The sequence below is a fragment of the Microbaculum mangrovi genome (assembly GCF_051390635.1).
Lineage (GTDB): Bacteria > Pseudomonadota > Alphaproteobacteria > Rhizobiales > Tepidamorphaceae > Microbaculum.
Genome location: NZ_JBPODT010000003.1, coordinates 462,147 through 481,612 on the forward strand (window position 1 = coordinate 462,147; position 19,466 = coordinate 481,612).

At 67.4% G+C, this 19,466-nt stretch carries 20 protein-coding genes and 1 pseudogene; 9 read left to right on the plus strand and 12 right to left on the minus strand.

Annotated elements, in window-relative coordinates:
• Nucleotides 1-261: 261 nt before the first annotated feature.
• Both ACSF9G_RS14950 and ACSF9G_RS14955 read right to left on the minus strand, forming a co-directional pair.
• Nucleotides 262-459: pseudogene (locus ACSF9G_RS14950) on the minus strand (YjiS-like domain-containing protein); the annotation flags it as partial.
• Between the two features lie 207 nt (nucleotides 460-666).
• Nucleotides 667-942: a DUF1127 domain-containing protein gene (locus tag ACSF9G_RS14955; RefSeq protein ID WP_436642880.1), complete on the minus strand. Its 276-nt coding sequence runs from the start codon at nucleotides 940-942 to the stop codon at nucleotides 667-669.
• Between the two features lie 174 nt (nucleotides 943-1,116).
• Here ACSF9G_RS14955 and ACSF9G_RS14960 point away from each other — a divergent pair, with 174 nt between their 5' ends.
• On the plus strand, nucleotides 1,117-1,998 hold the full coding sequence (locus ACSF9G_RS14960) for a LysR substrate-binding domain-containing protein (protein ID WP_436642881.1): 882 nt from the start codon (nucleotides 1,117-1,119) through the stop codon (nucleotides 1,996-1,998).
• Between the two features lie 88 nt (nucleotides 1,999-2,086).
• Here ACSF9G_RS14960 and ACSF9G_RS14965 read toward each other — a convergent pair whose 3' ends face one another.
• From ACSF9G_RS14965 to ACSF9G_RS14980, 4 genes are all read right to left on the minus strand, one after another.
• Nucleotides 2,087-2,542 carry a hypothetical protein gene (locus ACSF9G_RS14965; protein ID WP_436642882.1) on the minus strand — a complete coding sequence of 152 codons (456 nt, stop codon included), beginning with the start codon at nucleotides 2,540-2,542 and terminating at the stop codon, nucleotides 2,087-2,089.
• Between the two features lie 43 nt (nucleotides 2,543-2,585).
• Nucleotides 2,586-3,518 carry a DMT family transporter gene (locus ACSF9G_RS14970; protein WP_436642883.1) on the minus strand — a complete coding sequence of 311 codons (933 nt, stop codon included), beginning with the start codon at nucleotides 3,516-3,518 and terminating at the stop codon, nucleotides 2,586-2,588.
• Nucleotides 3,515-4,885, minus strand: a complete 1,371-nt coding sequence (locus ACSF9G_RS14975; RefSeq protein ID WP_436642884.1) for a glutamate--cysteine ligase — start codon at nucleotides 4,883-4,885, stop codon at nucleotides 3,515-3,517. Before ACSF9G_RS14975 ends, ACSF9G_RS14970 begins: the two co-directional genes overlap by 4 nt.
• 108 nt (nucleotides 4,886-4,993) lie before the next feature.
• Entirely contained in the window at nucleotides 4,994-5,722 is a 729-nt protein-coding gene (locus ACSF9G_RS14980; RefSeq protein ID WP_436642885.1) for a 16S rRNA (uracil(1498)-N(3))-methyltransferase, read from the minus strand.
• A gap of 226 nt (nucleotides 5,723-5,948) precedes the next feature.
• Here ACSF9G_RS14980 and ubiA point away from each other — a divergent pair, with 226 nt between their 5' ends.
• The gene (gene ubiA / locus ACSF9G_RS14985) at nucleotides 5,949-6,890 is read left to right on the plus strand and encodes a 4-hydroxybenzoate octaprenyltransferase (protein WP_436642886.1); all 942 of its coding nucleotides are present in this window, start codon (nucleotides 5,949-5,951) and stop codon (nucleotides 6,888-6,890) included.
• A 17-nt stretch (nucleotides 6,891-6,907) separates the two neighbouring features.
• On the opposite strand, the gene ACSF9G_RS14990 is transcribed toward ubiA, so the two are convergent.
• Together ACSF9G_RS14990 and arfB are read right to left on the minus strand one after the other, a co-directional pair.
• A complete protein-coding gene (locus ACSF9G_RS14990; protein ID WP_436642887.1) occupies nucleotides 6,908-8,023 on the minus strand; it encodes an NADH:flavin oxidoreductase/NADH oxidase in 1,116 nt (371 codons plus the stop codon).
• Between the two features lie 98 nt (nucleotides 8,024-8,121).
• Nucleotides 8,122-8,547, minus strand: a complete 426-nt coding sequence (gene arfB / locus ACSF9G_RS14995) for an alternative ribosome rescue aminoacyl-tRNA hydrolase ArfB (RefSeq protein ID WP_436642888.1) — start codon at nucleotides 8,545-8,547, stop codon at nucleotides 8,122-8,124.
• 367 nt (nucleotides 8,548-8,914) lie between these two features.
• Here arfB and ACSF9G_RS15000 point away from each other — a divergent pair, with 367 nt between their 5' ends.
• Nucleotides 8,915-9,853, plus strand: a complete 939-nt coding sequence (locus ACSF9G_RS15000; protein WP_436642889.1) for a winged helix DNA-binding protein — start codon at nucleotides 8,915-8,917, stop codon at nucleotides 9,851-9,853.
• Nucleotides 9,854-9,916: 63 nt separating this feature from the next.
• Here ACSF9G_RS15000 and ACSF9G_RS15005 read toward each other — a convergent pair whose 3' ends face one another.
• Nucleotides 9,917-10,513 (minus strand): DUF6101 family protein, encoded by a 597-nt coding sequence (locus ACSF9G_RS15005; RefSeq protein WP_436642890.1) that lies wholly within the window; start codon nucleotides 10,511-10,513, stop codon nucleotides 9,917-9,919.
• A gap of 239 nt (nucleotides 10,514-10,752) precedes the next feature.
• Here ACSF9G_RS15005 and ACSF9G_RS15010 point away from each other — a divergent pair, with 239 nt between their 5' ends.
• The 6 genes from ACSF9G_RS15010 to lpxK all read left to right on the plus strand — a co-directional run bounded on the left by ACSF9G_RS15010 (nucleotide 10,753) and on the right by lpxK (nucleotide 16,833).
• Complete coding sequence (locus ACSF9G_RS15010) at nucleotides 10,753-11,544, plus strand: inositol monophosphatase family protein (protein ID WP_436642891.1); 792 nt, start codon at nucleotides 10,753-10,755, stop codon at nucleotides 11,542-11,544.
• Nucleotides 11,545-11,567: 23 nt separating this feature from the next.
• The gene (locus ACSF9G_RS15015; protein WP_436642892.1) at nucleotides 11,568-11,825 is read left to right on the plus strand and encodes a DUF4170 domain-containing protein; all 258 of its coding nucleotides are present in this window, start codon (nucleotides 11,568-11,570) and stop codon (nucleotides 11,823-11,825) included.
• A gap of 91 nt (nucleotides 11,826-11,916) precedes the next feature.
• Nucleotides 11,917-13,797, plus strand: coding sequence for an ABC transporter ATP-binding protein (locus tag ACSF9G_RS15020; RefSeq protein WP_436642893.1), 1,881 nt, complete (start codon nucleotides 11,917-11,919; stop codon nucleotides 13,795-13,797).
• 4 nt (nucleotides 13,798-13,801) lie between these two features.
• Nucleotides 13,802-14,497 (plus strand): lysophospholipid acyltransferase family protein, encoded by a 696-nt coding sequence (locus ACSF9G_RS15025; RefSeq protein ID WP_436642894.1) that lies wholly within the window; start codon nucleotides 13,802-13,804, stop codon nucleotides 14,495-14,497.
• Complete coding sequence (locus tag ACSF9G_RS15030; RefSeq protein WP_436642895.1) at nucleotides 14,490-15,800, plus strand: 3-deoxy-D-manno-octulosonic acid transferase; 1,311 nt, start codon at nucleotides 14,490-14,492, stop codon at nucleotides 15,798-15,800. Before ACSF9G_RS15025 ends, ACSF9G_RS15030 begins: the two co-directional genes overlap by 8 nt.
• A 1-nt stretch (nucleotide 15,801) precedes the next feature.
• Entirely contained in the window at nucleotides 15,802-16,833 is a 1,032-nt protein-coding gene (gene lpxK, locus ACSF9G_RS15035; RefSeq protein WP_436642896.1) for a tetraacyldisaccharide 4'-kinase, read from the plus strand.
• Between the two features lie 58 nt (nucleotides 16,834-16,891).
• Here lpxK and ACSF9G_RS15040 read toward each other — a convergent pair whose 3' ends face one another.
• The 3 genes from ACSF9G_RS15040 to ACSF9G_RS15050 all read right to left on the minus strand — a co-directional run bounded on the left by ACSF9G_RS15040 (nucleotide 16,892) and on the right by ACSF9G_RS15050 (nucleotide 19,273).
• Nucleotides 16,892-17,116, minus strand: coding sequence for a DUF2093 domain-containing protein (locus ACSF9G_RS15040; protein WP_436642897.1), 225 nt, complete (start codon nucleotides 17,114-17,116; stop codon nucleotides 16,892-16,894).
• Between the two features lie 93 nt (nucleotides 17,117-17,209).
• Nucleotides 17,210-18,682 carry an MATE family efflux transporter gene (locus ACSF9G_RS15045; protein ID WP_436642898.1) on the minus strand — a complete coding sequence of 491 codons (1,473 nt, stop codon included), beginning with the start codon at nucleotides 18,680-18,682 and terminating at the stop codon, nucleotides 17,210-17,212.
• Nucleotides 18,683-18,706: 24 nt separating this feature from the next.
• Complete coding sequence (locus ACSF9G_RS15050) at nucleotides 18,707-19,273, minus strand: invasion associated locus B family protein (RefSeq protein ID WP_436642899.1); 567 nt, start codon at nucleotides 19,271-19,273, stop codon at nucleotides 18,707-18,709.
• Between the last annotated feature and the right edge of the window lie 193 nt (nucleotides 19,274-19,466).

The following is a 19,466-nucleotide window of genomic DNA, read 5'->3' on the forward strand; positions in this document are numbered from 1 at the left end:
CGCCCTGGCCTGGAAAAGCAAACGGCCGCGATTGTTTCCTCAGTCGCGCCCTGGCCTGGAAAAGCAAACGGCCGCGATTGTTTCCTCAGTCGCGCCCTGGCCTGGAAAAGCAAACGGCCGCGACTGTTTTCTCAGTCGCGGCCGTCGGGCGGCCAAATCGGTTGCGTTTTGGCCGGTGTCCGGCGCATCCACCGCTCAGCGGCCGCGCCGATGACGGGAAAGCGCGATCCGATCGGACGGATTGACCCAGAACGGGGACGACAGCGCGCTGTCGACCTGGGACCGGCTCAAGCCGATATCGGCCAACAGGTGATCGCTGGCGCCGCTCAGGGACTTGAAGTCGCGGCGTGCCCGGCGCGCACGGGCGAGGCGGACGAACAGGTGGGTGAGCCGGTCACGGAACGTGCGCGGCGGCTGGAGGGCACCGGCGGCATGGCCGGCATAGGTGATCATATCCATGGCATTGCCTTTCGAATAACCGACCGTTGAGGGCACAAACGCCGCGACGGAGGTCCGGCGCGACGTTCGTTGTGCACTGCAACAGGTAGGTATTGATTAAGGCTTAATTGTGCTATGCGGATTTCTAAAACCAGCTATGCCTCAGTGGCTTAGCAGGATTGCACCTGTTGATTTTGCGACTGCGAATATAACGTTTGCGACCAGCGCCTAGGAGCGGCGGCGAGGCCGGCTGCTCATCCGTTCCGCCCGCGCCTGGATCAAGTGATGCGAGGGGTCGGCATCCGCCGGCACCTGAAGCGAGCCGATGACGTCGGAACGCGTCAGCCCGATGTCGGCCAGCATACGGTCGTCGGCCTCCAGCAGGGTCATGACTTGCCTGCGGGCGATCAGAGCGCGCCACAGCTGCCACGCCTTGGCGACCAGCCGGTTGCCGGCCTCGACGAAAAGCCTTCTCCTGCCCAGCGAAACGGATGTCGTTGTCATCTCCGCCTCCTTTCTTGCGGAACGCATGGTCCCCGTCCGGAGGCCCGGCCCGATCCGGCCCGGCCGCCACCAGGTCGGCGACGATTTCGAATGAGTGCAAAATGATGGATAGGGATTGATTATTCCAGCGAATGTTTCTTATCTTTTCCATCAGAAACGTTGATGGGGATGTCCATGGCGAATCTGATCGATGTCGAGCTCCTGCGTACCCTTCTGGCGATCGCGGAGACCGGCAGTTTCACCCGGGCCGCCGACGAGGTGCATCGTACCCAGTCCGCGGTCTCCATGCAGATGAAGAAGCTCGAGGATATGGTTGGCAAGGCGTTGTTCGAGCGCGGCGCCCGCTCGGTCCGCCTGACGCCGGACGGGCTGCGGCTTCTCGACTACGCCCAGCGCATCGTCTCGCTGAGCGAAGAGGCGGTGTCCATCTTCGCCGAACCGGATCTGCAAGGCGTCGTCACCCTCGGTGTACCGGACGATTACGCCGACCGGTTGCTGCCGAGGGTGTTGTCGGCCTTCGCGCGCAGCCACCCGCAGGTCGAGTTGGTGGTGAATTGCCACGGCTCCTTGGCGCTCGCGAACTATGTAAAAAAGGGTGATCTGGATCTGGCGATCATTACCCACGGCGATGCCATGGACGCCGAGCTGATCCGTCGCGAGGCGCTGAACTTCGTCGGCGCCGAGGAACATGCCACGCACCTGGCCGATCCGCTGCCGCTGGCCGTCGGGCCGCGGACCTGCTCGTGGCGCCATTCGGCGCAGGCCGCGCTCGACTCGATCGGCCGTCGCTACCGCGTCGCCTACACCAGCTCGGCCGCGGCACCGCTCGTCAGCGCGGTTCTGGCGGGGCTCGCCGTCACGATCCTGCCTGAAAGCGCCATGCGCTCGGGGATGCGCATCCTCTCCGGACGCGACGGCTTTCCCGCGCTGCCGCCCTGCGACATCGGTTTCATGCGTGCCAGGCATGCCCGTTCGGCGATCCACGATGCGCTGGCGCAGCATATCGTCACCCGTATCGGCAACCTGCAGACGCCGGTCGCCGAGGCGGCGGAGTGATCGGGGCCTAGGTCTCCCAAGGCTCGGTCTCCCGAGGCGCGGAAGCCCCGGTGGGCTGGTTCCGCTATCGCCCGGTGGGCTGGTTCCGCTATCGGCAGAACCGTTCGACGGTCGTGACCGCCGCTTGCGAGCCGAGCAGTCCGAAGCTGATCTCCTGCGGCGCGATATGGCTGACGACGGCGCCTTCGAGCCGTGCCTCGGTGCCGGACTTCAGCGCCGCCCGAAGCGCTGGCGAGGTGTCGGGATTACCGCCCGCGCTGGTGGCATCCGATAAGACGATCCTGTCGCCCGAACCGTGCTGGCGGACGGGAAAGGCCGTGCCGTCGACGACGAGGTCCAGCGTCGCTTCGCGGTCGAACGGCCAGGATTTCTCGTAGACGGCGAGCACCAGCCCATCGCCGAGGCATTCGGCGGCAAGCGACGCGGTGCCCGAGCGCGCCTCGCCGACGGCGATGCCGGGACCGACGACGCGCCAGGCGGCGCTTGCCGGACCGCCAAGCACCAAAGCGGCAACCACCGCCAGCACCGCCATTCGTGTTGTCATGGAATTCGCCCCCCGAATGACGGGAACGCGTCCCGTCTGCGTCTCAGCGCGAACGGGGCTTTCTCAGGACGAACAGGTTGCCCAGCAGCGCAAGCGCCAGCCCCGCGAGCGCGACCATCGTCCACTCGTATCCCTCGAAAAGCCATGAGATGACAAGGGCGCCGATCGGGAACATGACGGTCGCGTAGCCGGCCCGCCCCGGTCCGATGCGGCGCATCAGGGTCAGGTAGCTCGCCATCGGCACGACGGTGGAGACCGTCGCCAGCAGCAGAAGCGGCACCACATAGGTGGGATCGGGATCGAATTTCAGCGGCGCGCCGATCCCCGCCACGATCAGCGCCAGCAGAACGACGCCATAGAGGTTCGCCCAGGCGTTGGCCGAGATCACCGGAAAGCCGCGCCGGTACACGCCGGAGGCGACCATGTTGCCGAGCGAGAAGCACATCGCGCCCGTCCCGGCGGCCGCCAGCCCGAACAGCGCCGTGTTGCCGGATTCGGGACGGGTCACCTCGGGCCAGAAGATCAGGGCGATGCCGGTCACCCCGATCAGCGCGCCGACCAGCACGCGCGGCTCGATGCGGTCGCGCAGGACGATCGCGGCGTTGATCGGATTGAGGATTGTCACCAGCGAGAAGACGACGGCCAGCAGGCCGGAAGTCAGCCACTGGGCGGCGAGATAGAACAGCGCGAAGTTCATCGAGAACATCAGCGCGCCCATCAGCATCAGGCGCGGGTGCAGCGCGGCGGGGAACCGGATGCGCCGGCCCGACAGCACCACCCAGGCAAACATCACCACCACCGCGATCGAGAAACGGTAGAGCACCGATTGCCAGATCGACACCGGGCCGACCTGAAACTTGATCAGGATCCAGCTCGTCGACCAGGTGACGACGGTGAGGGCGTAGAGGACGAATTCGGTGGTTCCGAACGTACCCGACCCTTCGAGGGCCGCGACGCGTCGGGCCTCCGTCGTCAATACGCGTATTCCTCGAAGGCGTGGTCGATGTCGCCCTTCCAGGGGCCCTGGAATTCCTCGAGCATGCGTTCGGCGGGCGTGACGCCGCTCTCGGCGATCTCGCAAAGCTCCTCGAGGAAGCGGGTCTCGTCGTTCTCGCCGCCGTAGCCGGCAGCCCGCCGCTTGAGCCCGTCATGGGCGATCGCCATCACCTCCTTGGCGATGTCCTGGACCGTCCTGTTGCGGAAGGGGGTCTTCAGCGCCGTCGTCGGTACGGCGTCGCGCAGCGTCTCGCGTTCCTCTGCGCTCCAGTCCTTGACGATATCCCAGGCCGCGTCGAGCGCGGTGCCGTCGTACATCAGGCCGACCCAGAGCGCGGGCAGGGCGCACAGCCGGCCCCACGGGCCGCCGTCGGCGCCGCGCATCTCGATGAATTTCTTCAGCCGGACCTCGGGGAATATCGTGGTCAGGTGATTGACCCAGTCCGATTGCGTCGCCCGCACGCCGGGCAGCTTGGCGAGCTTGCCGTCCATGAGGTCGCGGAAGGAGTCGCCGGCGACGTCGTGGTAGGTTTCGCCGCGCTTGACGAAATAGAGCGGTACGTTCAGCGCGTAGTCGGCATAGGCCTCGAAGCCGAAGCCGTCGTCGAAAACGAAGGGCAGCATGCCCGTGCGGTCGGCGTCGGTGTGCTTCCACACCTCGCTTCTGAGCGACAGGAAGCCGTTCGGCTCGCCCTCCTTGAACGGAGAATTGGCGAAGAGCGAGGTCGCGATCGGCTGCAACGCCAGGCCGACCCGCATCTTCTTGATCATGTCGGCTTCGGAGGCGAAGTCGAGGTTCACCTGTACCGTGCAGGTCCGGTACATCATGTCGAGGCCCATCGTGCCGACCTTCTGCATGTAGGCCGTCATGATATTGTAGCGCTGCTTGGGCATGCGCGGCGTTTCGGCGCGCGTCCATTTCGGCGAGAAGCCGAGACCGAGGAAGCCGATGCCGAGCGGCTCCGCGACCTCGCGCAGCTGCGCCAGATGCGAGTTCACCTCGCGGCAGGTCTGGTGGATCGAGTGCAGCGGCGCGCCGGACAGTTCGAACTGTCCGCCGGGCTCGAGCGATATCGCCCCGCCGTGGGTCGGATCGACGAGGCCGATGATGTCCTCGCCGTCCATCACCGGCTCCCAGCCGAGCAGCACCTGCATGTTGTGCAGCAGGGCGCCGATACCGCGTTCGCCTTCGTAGGGCACCGGCGAGCAATCGGCCTCGTAGAAGCCGAATTTCTCGTGCTCGGTACCGATACGGAACGCCGAGGCCGGTTTGCAGCCGCTTTCGAGATAGGCGATCAGTTCGTCGCGGGTCTCGAGCGGCGTGGAGTCATCAAGGTCTCGGGCCATGCTGGAAGCTCAAGGGATAGGATCGGATCGGCACAATACATAGGGTGGGCTCACAAGCAATCATACCTTTCTAATGGTTGCCATTCTCTCAGCGAATGGCAGACGGGCTCAGCGCCAGTCGCCCCTGACCGCCTGCAGCAGCGTCAGCGCCGCGATTCCCGCCGTATCGGCCCGCATGACACGCGGTCCCAGCGAGATCGGCACGACATTTTCGCCGCGCAGGAGCAACTCCCGTTCCTCCTCGGCAAAGCCGCCCTCCGGACCGATCATGACGGCGAAAGCCCCCTCCGGTGCCGTTTTCAGGGCCTCGATCGGGTCGGAAACCGGGGCGGCCTCGTCACAGAAGACCAGGGTTCGGGCCGGGTCGCGGTCGGCGAGATAGCGCTCGAACGACACCGGCTCGGCGATTTCCGGCACCCACAGGATGCCGCACTGCTCGGCCGCCTCGACCGCGTTGGCGGCGAGCCTCTCGGTCTTCACCCGCTCGGCCACCGTGAACCGGGTCACGATTGGTTGAAGTCGGGCGACGCCGAGTTCCGTCGCCTTCTGCGCGATGAAATCGAGCCGCGCCCGCTTGATCGGCGCGAAACAGTAGTGGATGTCGCGCGGCGCGGACTGTTCGCGCGTCTTCTCGGCGATTTCCACCTCGACACTGCGCTTTCCGGTCTTCCGGATCGCGCCGAGCCATTCCCCGTCGCGGCCGTTGAACAGGGCGACCGGATCGCCGTCGCCGCGCCGCATGACGTTGAGGAGATAGTGCGCCTGGTCGTTCGGCAGCGCGACGCGCGCGCCCTGCGACAGGGGGGCCTCGACGAAAAGCCGTTGCGGTTTGCTCATGACGGTCCCGGCCCGGCATCGGGCCGCCTCGATTTTTCGATCGCTCTCGTCTACCGTCCGCCGCGACTCAACGGAACCCCACCGGCGGAACCCCACCGGCGGAACCCCGCGCGACGAGCGGACCATGGCGACGATCAACGCGACCCCGACGAATTCTACCGACGCGGACCGGGGTGTCCCGGATCATGGCTGAAGCGCTGATGCGGGCAGGGAGCCGCCAGGCGAAATGAGCGATCCGACGGCCACCATAGATGCGGTCCGCGACCACTGGGTCGCCCGCATCGCGCCCGACTGGGCCAAGCCCTACCTGCGCATGGCGCGCATGGACCGGCCGATCGGCTGGCGGCTGCTCCTGGCGCCATGCTGGTGGTCGACGGCGCTCGCTGCGGTCGCGGCAGGTGCCGCCTATCCGAACCCGTGGCACATCGTCCTGTTCCTGATCGGCGCGATCTCCATGCGCGGGGCCGGCTGCGTCTGGAACGACATCGTCGACCGCGACATCGACGCCAAGGTCGAGCGCACCCGCAAACGGCCGATCCCGTCGGGCCAGGTGACGGTGCTGCAGGCGGGAGCCTTCATGGCCGGCCTGTGCCTCATCGGGCTTCTGGTGCTGCTGCAGTTCAACTGGTTCGCGGTCGCCGTCGGCTTCGCGTCCGTGGCGATCGTGCTGATCTATCCGCTGATGAAGCGGGTGACCTGGTGGCCGCAATTCGTCCTTGGCCTGGCCTTCAACTGGGGCGCGCTGATGGGCTGGGCGGCGACGTTCGGCTCGCTCTCCTGGGCGCCGCTCGCCCTCTATGTCGGCGGCATCGCCTGGACCATCGGCTACGACACCATCTACGCCCACCAGGACATCGCCGACGACGAATTGATCGGCGTCCATTCCACCGCCCGCCTGTTCGGCGACAGGACACGGGAGATGATCGCGGTGTTCTACGCGGTCGCGACGGCGTTCTTCGGCGTGGCGTTCTTCCTCGCCGGCGCCGGCTGGCCGGCCTGGCTGGGGCTGGCGGCGGGCGCCGGCCACATGGCCTGGCAGGTCGTCACCTTCCGCTACGACGATCCCGCCCGCTGCCTGATGCTGTTCCGCGCCAACCGCGGCTACGGCTGGATCCTGTTCCTGGGACTCGTCGCCGACGCGGCGTTCCGGGCGATGGGGTGGGCGTGACGCCTTAGGCCCGAGGCCTACCGCATCCCGAACTCCATGTTCTTGAACACGCCCGTGGCCCTGCGTTCCAGCGAGCGCCAGTACTGCTTCGCCGTGCGCACCTGACCACCGAGCGCGGCGGCGGCGTGCCAGGGCCAGCGGGGCTCCCAGAGAAGGCCGCGTCCCAGACCGATGAGATCGGCGTCGCCGTCCGTGATGATCGCTTCGGCCTGCTGCGCCTCGGTGATCAGTCCGACGGCAAGCGTCGCGATTCCCGTCTCCGCGCGGATCTGGCGGGCGAACGGCACCTGGTAGCCGGGGCCGAGCGTGATCTTCTGCTGCGGCGAGACGCCCGCCGACGACGCGTCGATCCAGTCGCAGCCGCGCGCCTTCAGGGCGTGGACGAAGGCCACCGACTGCTCCAGGTCCCACCCGCCCTCGACCCAGTCGGTGGCGGAGATGCGCACGCCGAGCGGCCGGTCGGCCGGCCACGCGGCGCGGACCGCCTCGAAGATCTCGAGCGGCAGCCGCATCCGGTTTTCGAGCGCGCCGCCGTAGCGATCGTCGCGATGGTTGGAAAGCGGCGAGAGGAATTCGTGCAGCAGGTAGCCATGGGCGCAGTGCAGTTCGAGTGCGTCGAGACCGAGCGCCGCCGCCCGCCGCGCGCTGGCGACGAAGGCGTCGCGGATGCGCTCGATCCCGGCGACGTCGAGGGCAAGCGGGGCCGGTTCCTGCGGATACATCGGCACCGCCGAGGGCGCGACCGGCGGCCAGCCGCCCTGATCGGCCGGTATCAATTGCCCGCCCCGCCAGGGCGGCTCGCTCGATGCCTTGCGGCCGGCATGGCCGATCTGGATACCGATCGGCATGTCGGACTGGCCGCGCACCGCCTCCAGGACGCGGCGCAAGGCGGCCTCGTTGTCGTCCGAATAGAGCCCGAGGCAGCCAGGCGTGATGCGTCCCTGCGCCTCCACCGCCGTGGCCTCGACGATCAGCAGGGCGGCGCCCGACAGCGCCATGTTGCCGAGGTGGATCAGGTGCCAGTCGGTGGCGCTGCCGTCGACCGCCGAATACTGGCACATCGGGCTGACGACGATGCGGTTCTCGAGCCGCAGGGAACCGAGTTCGAAGGGGGAAAAGAGCTGGCTGGTCATGGAGGGGTCTCTTTGACGGGGATCCCGCGCCACTTAGCACGCCATGGCGGGAAGGCCAGCCCCCGCGTCGGAATGGCTCCGCTTGGCGATGCAAGGCTCTAGTCGATCTGCGGCTTGCCGCGTGCCTTCTTGACCTGCGCCCGCTTGCTCTTGGTTTCGAGCCGCCGCTTCTTCGAACCGAGCGTCGGCTTCGTGGGGCGGCGCGGTGTCGGCCGCTCGGCGGCCTCGCGAATCAGGTCGATCAGCCGTTCGCGCGCGTCCTCGCGGTTGCGGTCCTGGGTGCGGAAGCGGCGGGCGTCGATGACCAGCACGCCGTCGCGGGTCATTCGCTTGCCCGCCAGCGTCTTCAGCCGCGTCCGGACATATTCGGTGAGCGACTGCGAGTTGGCGACGTCGAACCGGAGCTGGACGGCGGTCGCGACCTTGTTGACGTTCTGCCCACCCGGGCCGGAGGCCTGGACGAAGCGTTCCTCAAGCTCGCTCTCATCGATTGCGATATGGGGCGTTACGACAATCCGGTCCATCTCGTCACCGCCGGGCCGCGTGAATCGCGTCTGCTGAACTGCGTCTGGCGGCGACTATAGCCGTCATGTTCGTGCAGGGAAGTAGCCGGCGGGGCGGGGGCCGGATACGGCCCGGACCATCGCCGCGCCGGGTTGGGGGCACCGGCGAGACGATGGCCGGCCGCAGCGATGCCCGATAGGGTGCAAAGGCTGCCCTTTCCCCGGATCATTCCAGTTTGTCCGGAGCGTCCAGGTTGCCTGTCCGGGCATCGCCAACGACTCGCTGTGTCGCGAATGTGTGATTCGCTCACGCGGTCTGAACGGGTACAGTGGTGCGACACGGCCTGCAGGCAATGTCAAAGATTGATCGCATTGGGGGCGTCGCGTCATGTTGGAAACGGAATCGGACGTCTCGTCGGCCGTTTCCGCCACCATGCGATCAAAGCCGGGCGGCACCACCGGATACCCCACACCCGAGGACGTCGGGCGGTTGCGTCGCCACCCCCGTTTCGGTGAGGCGTCGCTCCATGCAGCCGCCGGCATCACCCGGCAGTACGAGGGAAACTGGGTTCTCAACCGCCTCCTCGGCGATCGTGGCCGCACGATCATGGGCCTTGCCATCCTGGACCTGCACTACAACCGTGCCGACGAGGGCGGTCTGACCGCGACCGCGCTGAAGCACCACTGCACGGAACTCGGCATCTGCAGTCCGGGGCGCGTTACCGCCATGCTCGGCGCATTGAAGATGCTGGGTCTTCTGGCCGAGGTCCACGGCACGGATCGCCGCGTCCGCCGGCTGCGCCCCACCGATAGGTTTCTTGCGCTTCATCGCGACCGCCGCCGCTGTTTCTTCGAGGCGCTGGCGAAGGTGATGCCGGAAGGGGAGCTGGCATTGCAGCGGGAGGGCGATCCCGACTTCGTCGCCGCGCACATGGCCGCCTTCGCGCGGATGTTCATGTCCGGGATGCGGCTCGTCGACTACGTTCCCGAACTGGAAACCGTTTTCCGGCGCGACGCGGGCATGTTGATCCTGATGATGCTGGCGGTCGAGGCGCGCCGTGAGGGGCGAGATCCCTTCGCGTCGCTTGCCGTGACGATCACCGGACTGGCGAAACGCGCGTCGGCGTCGCGCGGCCATGTGCTCTCGGTTCTGCGCGACGCGGAAGAGCAGGCCATGGTCGTCCGCAGCGGGGAGCGCGGCGACGGTATCGCCGTAACCGGGTCGCTGCTCGAAGCGGTGGACCGCTTCGTCGCGGCGATCCTGTCGCTGCATCTGGTCGCGATCCGCGAGGTGCCGGCGCTGAAAGGCCCCGATCCGTTCGCCTGACCGATCGATAGACGCTGATGCGGCCGGCCTATCCGAAGTGCGTTCGCCCTGTCCGGAGATGTCCTAGCTGGCGATGTCGCGGGCGATGATCTCGTCCTCGCGATAGACGATGCCGGTCAGCCGCCCGCCGGTGCCGCGCTGGCACAGGAACTTCGGTCGACGCTCGGCGAAGAACCGGTTGGCGCGCCGCGCCACCGGACGCTTGACGATGACGCCGCCGAGCCGCTCCTGGGGCTCGCACACCGTGCCGTCGGCGTTGCGGATCAGCAGCGGCCGGGAAAGCGTGCGCGACCAGACCTGCCAGTCGGCGATCACGTCGTCGGTGTTGTCCGCCTCGAACAGCGGCACCTCGAGGTCGCCGTTCCTGTGGTGCAGGGTCAATCCGACGATCCGGCCTTCCGGCCCGTCATGGACCGAAAGCAGGACGCCCGCATAGGCCGAGAGCGGAACGGTCACGTAGAGTGGCACGCCGGCGTTGGTCTCGCGGCGGATCATCACGCTGTCGCGACCGACGATAGCCACGTGCTGTCCCGGAGCGTGGCCGCCGGCGCGGGACACGCCTTTGTAGACGACCCGCGCCGGCAATTCGAAGGGGTCGAGCCGCACACGACAGCTCGCACCCCGGTGCACCTCGGCGGTGCACGCGATTTGACGCCTCATGAAAGTCTCCCTGCCGGGCCCGTTTGTTTGTTTGGTGCCCGTCGTTATCCAGGAGTGTGCCCGCCAAACCTTGGGAACGGCTTAAGAGGTTCGGTTAAAAGGGAGTCACCAGGTCGTGTCGACTTGAACAGTTTGTAAGGGAGCACTACACAAAGCCCGGCTCATCAACGATTTCCGTCGCCGCCGGCCGAAGTGTTCGCAACCCCACCGGCCGCCGTCTACCGATTGGATCGCCACTTTTGTCCGACATCGACCGCAAGGACCTCGACATGATCTCGGCCGTCGCCCGCGAGGCCGGCGAGATCGCCCTCGAATATTTTCGTGGCGACCCGAGGCGATGGAACAAGCACGACCAGTCGGTCGTCACCGAGGCAGACATCGCCCTCGACGACCTTCTGCACGAACGGCTGACCGGATATCGGCCCGACTACGGCTGGCTGTCGGAAGAGCGCCCGGACGACGGTTCGCGCCACGAGGCCGCCCGCGTCATCATTGTCGATCCGATCGACGGCACCCGCGCCTTCGTCGAACGGACCGACGAATGGGTGGTGTCCATCGGGGTCGTCGAGAACGGTGCGTCGGTCGCCGGCGTGCTCTATAACCCCGTCCGCGACGAGCTTTGGGCGGCAAGGGCCGGCGCCGGAGCCACGCTGAACGGAGAAAATCTGACCGTGAGCGGCTGTTCGTCGCTCGAAGCGGCGAAAATCGCCGCCTCGAAGAAGGCGATCGCCCGGGCCGGCCTCGAAAATACGCGGTTTGTCGAGGATCGCCGTTTTCTGAAGTCGCTCGCCCATCGCCTGGCCCGGGTTGGCAGCGGCGATGTCGATGCGGCGTTGGCGACGCCGGGGAGTGCGGACTGGGACCTTGCCGCCGCGCTCGTGATCGTGCAGGAAGCGGGCGGTATCGTCACCGACCTGGAAGGTGCCCCGATCCGCCTGAACGGTGCATCGGCGCGGCATCCGGCCTTCTTTGCGGCGGGACGGCGGCTGCATGACGCGATTCTCGCGACCATCGGCCACGAAAACACATGACTTCGAATGCAGGAGTGAGGCATATGGCCGAGACCCGGACCGGGAAACAGCTTCTCCATCTCGTCTTCGGCGGCGAGCTGCGGGACGTCGAGACGCTGGAGTTCAGCGATCTCGACAAACTGGATATCGTCGGCATCTACCCTAACTACGCGACGGCGTATGACGCGTGGAAGGATGCCGCGCAGCGCACCGTGGACAATGCCCAGATGCGCTATTTCATTGTGCACATGCACCGATTGCTCGATCCTGAGGCGGTGGGCAAGGACGGCGCGACGGATTGACCGGTGCGTCTTCGGCCTTCGTCACAGGTGACGGCGGGCCGAAGACGGGATAGAACGCACGCGGATCATCCCGCGCTCGAGGAAAGAACGCGTGGTTTCGAACGTATTTACCGACAGCACGTCCATCGACCGGGCGGACGACAGCCTGCACACGACGAATCTGTCGACGTGGCAGGTGGTTGGCCGGCTGTCGCGCGACCATCTTTTGCCGCGCAAGAAGCTGCTGCTCGGCTGCTTCGGGGCGATGCTGTTCTCGGCGATCACCACCGGCTCGCTGCCGTTCCTGATGCAGCAGGCCGCCGACGAGGTGTTTCTCGGCAAGAACGAGACGATGCTCTACGTGCTGCCGGTGCTCGTCATCGTCATGGTCGCCATCAAGGCGACGTCGGAATATTTCGCCACCGTCGGTCAGGCCTATGTCGGCAACTCGATCGTCGCCGACCTGCGGGTCGAGATGTTCGAGCGGCTGACCCAGGCCGATCTCGGCTGGTTGCAGCGGACCCATTCCGGTCGTTTCGTCTCCAGCTTCATGAACGACGTGCTGGCGATCCGCGAGGCCGCGAGCCTGACCATCGTCGCGCTCGGCCAGAACATCCTGAAGGTCCTGCTGCTCACCGGCTCGATGTTCTACATGGATTGGCGCCTGTCGATTTTCGCCGTGATCGCCATTCCCTTGTCGCTCAGGGTGCTCGGCCGCCAGCGCCGCCGGGTTCACGTCTCGGCCACGAAGACCTTCCAGGAGACCGGTGACCTCGGCATTCTCGTCTCTCAGACGCTGACCGGCATTCGCGTCGTCAAGGCCTATGACCGCGAGGCGCACGAGACCGAGCGGGCGCGGCGCATCATCGACCGCACGCTCGAATTCATCATGCGTTCGGTGCGCACCAAGGCCTCGTCGGGCCCGGTCGTCGAGGCGCTGACCGGCGTCGGCTTCGCGCTGGCCATCCTGTATGGCGGCTATCAGGGCATCCACGGTTCGCTGACGGCCGGCCAGTTCATGGGCTTCGTCACCGCCGCCATGCTGATGTACCAACCGATGAAGACGGTCGCCTCGCTGCAGACCATGCTGCAGGAAGGCGTGGTCGCGGCGAACCGCGTGTTCGGCATCATCGACCTCGACTCGAAGGTGGCGGAGAAGCCGGGCGCGCTGCCGCTCAAGGTCACCGCCGGCGAGATCACCTTCGACGATGTCTCCTTCCACTACCGCGACGGCGAGCCGGTGCTGCGCGACTTCTCGCTGACGGTCCCCGCCGGCAAGCGGATCGCCCTGGTGGGGCCGAGCGGGTCGGGCAAGAGCACCGTTCTCAACCTGTTGCTGCGCTTCTACGACCCGCAGTCCGGGCATGTCAGCATCGACGGGCAGGTCATCACCGACTGCACCATTTCCTCCGTCCGCCTCGCCAGCGCGCTGGTCACCCAGGAGCCGGTGCTGTTCGACGACACCATCCGCGCCAACATCATGTACGGCTCGGAAGGGGCGAGCGAGGAACAGGTGGTCGCCGCGGCCAAGGCCGCAGTCGCGCACGATTTCATCATGGCCTTCCCGAAGGGCTACGACACGCCGGTCGGCGAGGCCGGAAACATGCTCTCCGGCGGCCAGCGCCAGCGCATCGCCTTTGCCCGCGCCATGTTGCGCGACGCGCCGATCCTGCTGCTCGACGAGCCGACCTCGTCGCTCGATACCGAGGCCGAGGCGCAGATCCAGGAAGCCCTCGACGTGCTTCTCAAGGGACGCTCGGTGATCATGATCGCCCACCGCCTGTCGACGGTGAAGAAGGCCGACGTCATTCACGTCATGGAAGCCGGCCGGATCGTCGAAAGCGGCCCCCATGACGAACTCGTCGCCAGGAACGGTGTCTACGCACGGCTGCATCGCACCCAGTTCGGCGCCGAAATAGCGAAGTCGGAGCCTTCCAATCCGACCGACCGCGAGCCGCGCGCGCGTGCTGCGGCCAATGCGACAAACGCCTGAGGCGATGCTGAAACGACTGTTCGCCGCCCGCTGGGTGCAGGTCTTTCTCGGCGCGCTCATCGCCGCTTACCTGCGCCTCGTCTACAGGACCAGCCGGGTCACCATCGATCCGCCGGACATCTACGAGCGCATCGATCGCAATCTGCCTTTGATCCTGACCTTCTGGCACGGGCAGCATTTCCTCATGCCGTTCGTCAAGCGGCCCTATCACAGGGCCGCCGTGCTGATTTCCCGTCACCGCGACGGCGAGATCAACGCCCAGGCGGCGGAGCGGCTCGGCGTCGGCACGATCCGCGGCTCCGGCGACACCAAGGGCCGGTTTCACGTCAAGGGCGGCTCCGTCGCCTTCCGCGAGATGGTGGCGACGCTCGGCGAAGGCGTGAACGTGGCGCTGACCGCCGACGTGCCGAAGATCTCGCGGCGCGCCGGCCTCGGCATCGTCAAGCTCGCCCAGCAGTCCGGCCGGCCGATCCTTCCCATCGCCATCGCCTCGAGCCGGCGCATCACCATGAACAGCTGGGACAAGGCCGCGGTGAACCTGCCCTTCAGCCATCTCGCCGCCGTCATCGCCGACGAGATTAGGGTGGCGCCCGATGCCGATCGCGATACGCTGGAGGCAATCCGGCTGCAGGTGGAGGAGTCCATCAATGCCTGCACCCGCCGGGCCTACGAGATCGTCGACGGACCCGCGAATGGCTGAGGCGCCGCGCTCGCTGATACTGGCGACATACAGAACGCTGACCTCGGTGGCCCATCCACTGGCCGGGCTGATCCTGAGCTGGCGGCTCAAGCACGGCAAGGAAGACCCCGAGCACCAGGGCGAGCGCTACGGCGAGGCCAGCCTGCCGCGCCCGGACGGCCCGCTCGTCTGGGTCCATGCCGCAAGTGTCGGCGAGACCATGTCCGTGCTGCCGATGATCGAGCGCATCATCGCCGGCGGCCGCGTCTCGGTGCTGCTGACGACGGGGACGATGACGTCGACGCGGATCGCCAGGGCCCGGCTGGCCGCGGCCGGCCTGAATGGTCGCGCGATCCATCAGTATGTGCCGCTCGACGGGCCACGCTTCGTGCGCCGGTTCCTCGGGCATTGGCGTCCGGGGCTGGCGATCTTCGCCGAGTCCGAGCTCTGGCCCAACCTGATCCTGGAGACCGCGCGCAGCGGGGCGCGGCTGTCGCTCGTCAACGCGCGCATGTCCGACCGCTCGTTCCGCCGCTGGCAGAAGGGGCCGGCGATGATCGGCGCGCTGCTGTCGCGCTTCGACCTGTGTCTGGCGCAATCCGAAGGCGACGCCGAGCGCCTGCGGGCCCTGGGCGCGGAACCGGTAATCTGCTCCGGCAACCTGAAATACGACGTGCCGGCGCCCGAGGCAGACGAAGCCGCTCTGAAGGATGTCCGCGCGGCGATCGGCGAGCGGCCGCGCTGGGCGGCGGCGAGCCTGCATCCCGGCGAGGTCGAGGCGGTCCTCGACGCGCACGCATCGATCGCCGCCGGCCGGCCCGGGGCGCTGACGATCATCGCCCCGCGCCACCCCGAGCGCGGCGCCGAGATGGCCGCCGCCGCCGAGGCCCGGGGCCTGACGGTCGCCGTCCGCTCGAGAGGCGAGACGCCCGCGCCCGACACCGACATCTATCTGTTCGACACGATCGGCGAGATGGGGCTTGTCTACCGGCTCGCCCCGATCGTCTTCATGGGCGGCTCGCTGATCCCGCACGGCGGGCAGAATCCGATCGAGCCGGCCAAGCTGACGACGGCGATCCTGTACGGTCCCCACATCCATAATTTCGCCGACGTCTACGCCGCGCTGCATGGCGCCGGCGGTGCCGAGGAAATTGCCGACGCCGCGGATCTCGCCGGCAAGGTCGAGGTGCTGATGACCGCGCCCGCCGCCGTCGGCCGCCATGCCGAAGCCGCGAACGCGGCGGTCTCCGCCTTCTCAGGCGCGCTCGACCGGTCGATGGCCGCGCTCGATCCGCTTCTGTCCGAGACGGCCGGAGGGCGGTGAGGTGCGCGCGCCCGGCTTCTGGCGAGGGCCCGGGGACGGTCGGCGCGGACCGGGTTGGCAGGCCCTGTGCCTGTGGCCGCTCTCCCTGATCTATGCGCTGATTGCCTGGCTGCGGTTTCGCCGCGCGCCGGCGACGACCGCCGACGTGCCGGTGATCTGCATCGGCAATCCGACGGTGGGCGGATCCGGCAAGACGCCGACGGCGATCCTGATCGCGCGGTTGCTGGCCGCGCTCGGGCACAAGCCGGTGTTCCTCAGCCGCGGCTACGGCGCCCGCGTCTCCGGACCGGTCGCGGTCGACCCGGCCGCCCATACCGCCGCCGACGTCGGCGACGAGCCGCTGCTGCTCGCCCGCACCGCGCCGACCGTCGTTTCGCCCGACCGCGCCGCCGGTGCCCGGCTTGCGCAGACCCTGGGCGACGTCATCGTCATGGATGACGGCTTCCAGAACGCGGCGCTGGCCAAGGATCTGTCCTTGCTGGTGATCGACGGCGGCTATGGGATCGGCAACGGCTATTGTCTGCCCGCCGGCCCGTTGCGCCTGCCGCTCGACCCGCAGCTTGCCCGCGCCGCCGCCGTCGTGGTGATCGGCGAGGGCGAGGCCGGCGAGGCGGTCGCGACCCTGGCCGGCGACAACGGAATGCTGGTCTTGCGCGGCCGGCTGGCACCCGCGCCGGCGATGACCACGGCACTGGCCGGGCGTCCCGCCATCGCCTTCGCCGGCATCGGCCGGCCCGACAAGTTCTTCCAGACCGTCGCCGCGATCGGCATGCAGGTCATGGAGGCGCGCGGCTTTCCGGATCATCACGTCTATACGGAAGCGGACGCGCGCGGCCTGATGGCGTTGCAGAAGCGCAGCGGCGCCATTCCTGTGACGACGGAAAAGGACATCGTGCGCATCGGCGCGCCGAAGGGCGGCACCTTGAAGGCACTCGCGGAGGCGTCTGTGGCCCTGCCGGTGACGCTGGCGCTCGACGAGGCGAGCGCCCTGGACCTTCGGACGCTGCTGGTGGGCGCGCTGCCGAAGGAATAAAGCCGGACGGAACAGGGCAGGGCGGTCTCGCGCCCCAATCCGTCATCCGCGCTTTACGTCAGCCGCGCTTGCGGAATTTTTCTTCGTAGACCTGCATGGCGACTTCGTGGTCGGCGTAGGCTTCCTGACGCTCGACACTCCAGTAGCGAAGTTCGCTCAGCGGAATCTCGCGGCCCGTGACCGCGCAGAGGACGTGGCTCCCGGGCTTGAGGATCCGGAAGTCGCCGTCGAGATACTGGATGACCGCTTCGCCTTGCGCGGCCGGGCGTTCGTAGCGGTTCATGATGAATTCCGTCGGGACCGGTTATCGCTGTCCGATAGATAACGCCTATGGGCGCGGAATTCCATAACCTGAGGATAATCCCCGACGCGTCCGTCAGATTCCGGTGAGGCTCTTGCCCGTCGAGAACGGCGACAGGGCGATGCGCCACAACGGAACCGGCGGCTCGCCCGGTGGCCGGCGGTGCAGGTGGGTGACGAGCCGGTATCCGACGATCCCGGCGATCGCGCCGAACAGGACGCTGCCGATGGCCTGTCCCCACAGGACGCCCGGCGCGCCCAGCCAATGCGAGCCGACCCATACGAACGGGATCGTGCCGAGTGTCGCCCGCCCCCAGTTGAACAGGGTCGAGATGAAGGGATAGCCGAGCGTGTTGAAGGCCGCGTTGGAAACGAACAGGATGCCGACGAACACGAAGCTGGCGGAGATGACCCCGCAGAACAGCAGGACGAGTTCGGCGCCATCGCCGCTGGCCGAGAACACCGCGACGAGGAGGTGCCGGATCGAGAACAGGATCGCCCAGACGATACCGACATAGAAGAGGACGAAGACCATCGCGTCGATATAGGTCTGGCGGACCCGATCTTGCTGACCGGCGCCGTAGTTCTGGCCTATGATCGGACCCACCGCGCCCGACAGCGCGAAGATGCCGCCGAAGGCGACCGGAAGGATGCGGCCGACGATCGCCCAGCCGGCCACCGCCGACACGCCGTACTTGGCGATCGCCCATGTCATGTAGGCATTGCCGACCGGCGTGGCGACATTTGTCAGCATGGCCGGAATGGCGATCGCGGAGATGGACCGGACGTCGGCGGCGAAGCCCTTGAGCCTCGGCGCCGCCAGCAGGTCATGGACCCTCACAAGGCCGTAGAAGCCGACGACGACGAAGGCGACGCGCGCCAGCACCGAGGCGATCGCGGCCCCGTCGACGCCGAGCCCGGCGCCGAAGATGAGTATCGGATCCATCACCGCGTTGACCACCGCGCCGGCCAGCGTGACGTACATCGCCCGGCGCGGATCGCCGCGGGCCCTGAGCAGCCCGCCCGCGCACATGCCCATTCCCAGCAGAGGCGTCGCCGGAAGCACGATCCGCAGGTAGCCGGTGGCAAGGGTGTGCGCGGCGCCGTCCGCGCCCAGGAGGGTCAGGGCTTCCTCGACGAAAACGACGAACGGCAGCGCCACCAGGCCGGTGACGAGCGCGGCGTAGACGAGGCTGGACGTCGCAATGCGGCGTGCCCGCTCGTTGTCGCCGGCGCCGATGGCCCGCGAGACCAGAGCGGAGCCGGCGATCGTTACGCCGACCGAAACCGAAATCATGAAGAACAGCAGCGTGCCCGCGTAGCCGATTGCCGCGGCCACCGCCACTTCGCCGATGAGCGACAGGAAGTAGAGATCGGCCAGGTCGACCAGGAAAACCGACATCAGGCCTAAGGAGGCGGTCGCCGTCATGACCACCACGTGGCGCATGGTGGCGCCGGCGACGAAGTGCTTCGGTATCGGTGCGGACCCGCCCGGAGAGGGATTATCGCTGGGCCCGGTCGCCGCTTCCCCCTCCGAAGGCCCCGTCATGGCGGGAACTCCCTGTCCGGCCCGTCAGGGCAGCGCCGCGTATCCTTCGGTGAAGCCCGCCAGCGACATCGGGATGCCGATCCCCTCCTCCGGGGTCTGGAAGATGATGAAGGTGGCGAGCTGGCCGCCCTCGAGCTTCTTCACCAGCTCCTCGTCTATGATGACCTCCGCGACGCAGCCGTTGGGCAGGCAGCGGATGAACTGGGCGCGGCCGATATCTGCATCGTCGACCTTGAGGCCGAGCCCGGTCGGCAGCAGGACGCCGAGCGGCGCGAGGACGCGCAGGATCTGGTCCTTGCCGTCCGCCGTTTTCAGGACGATCACGGTCAGGCCGACATTCTGCCGGTCCTCGGCGGTGACGCTCTGGACCAGGGCGCACTGTTCGCCCTGGGCGCCTGGCGGCGTGTCGCAGCGGATCTGCCAGTCGCCGTGAGTCGATTTGACCGCGCCCTGCGCGTTGGCGGCCGCCGGAAGCGAGAAACCGGCCAAGACCGTGCCGACAAAGAGGATGCCGGCGGTCAAAACACGCTGTGAAGACCCGGAAAACCGGCTGCGTAGCCGACCGGCCAGCGATTCGGGGCGATTCGCCATGTTGTTACGCCTTTCCCGATATCCGGGCGGCGCCCGGTCTGATTGTCAGTGGCGGTGCTACCAGACCCCTTGGGGCTGTCAAGGGATCGAATGATCGTTCCGGCCCCGAGAACCGTGGTTGTCGTGGCCCTTCCTTCGCGGGACCGAGGCGCATTCCGCCGCGTCATTGGTTCGCCCGGCTGCGGCACATCGC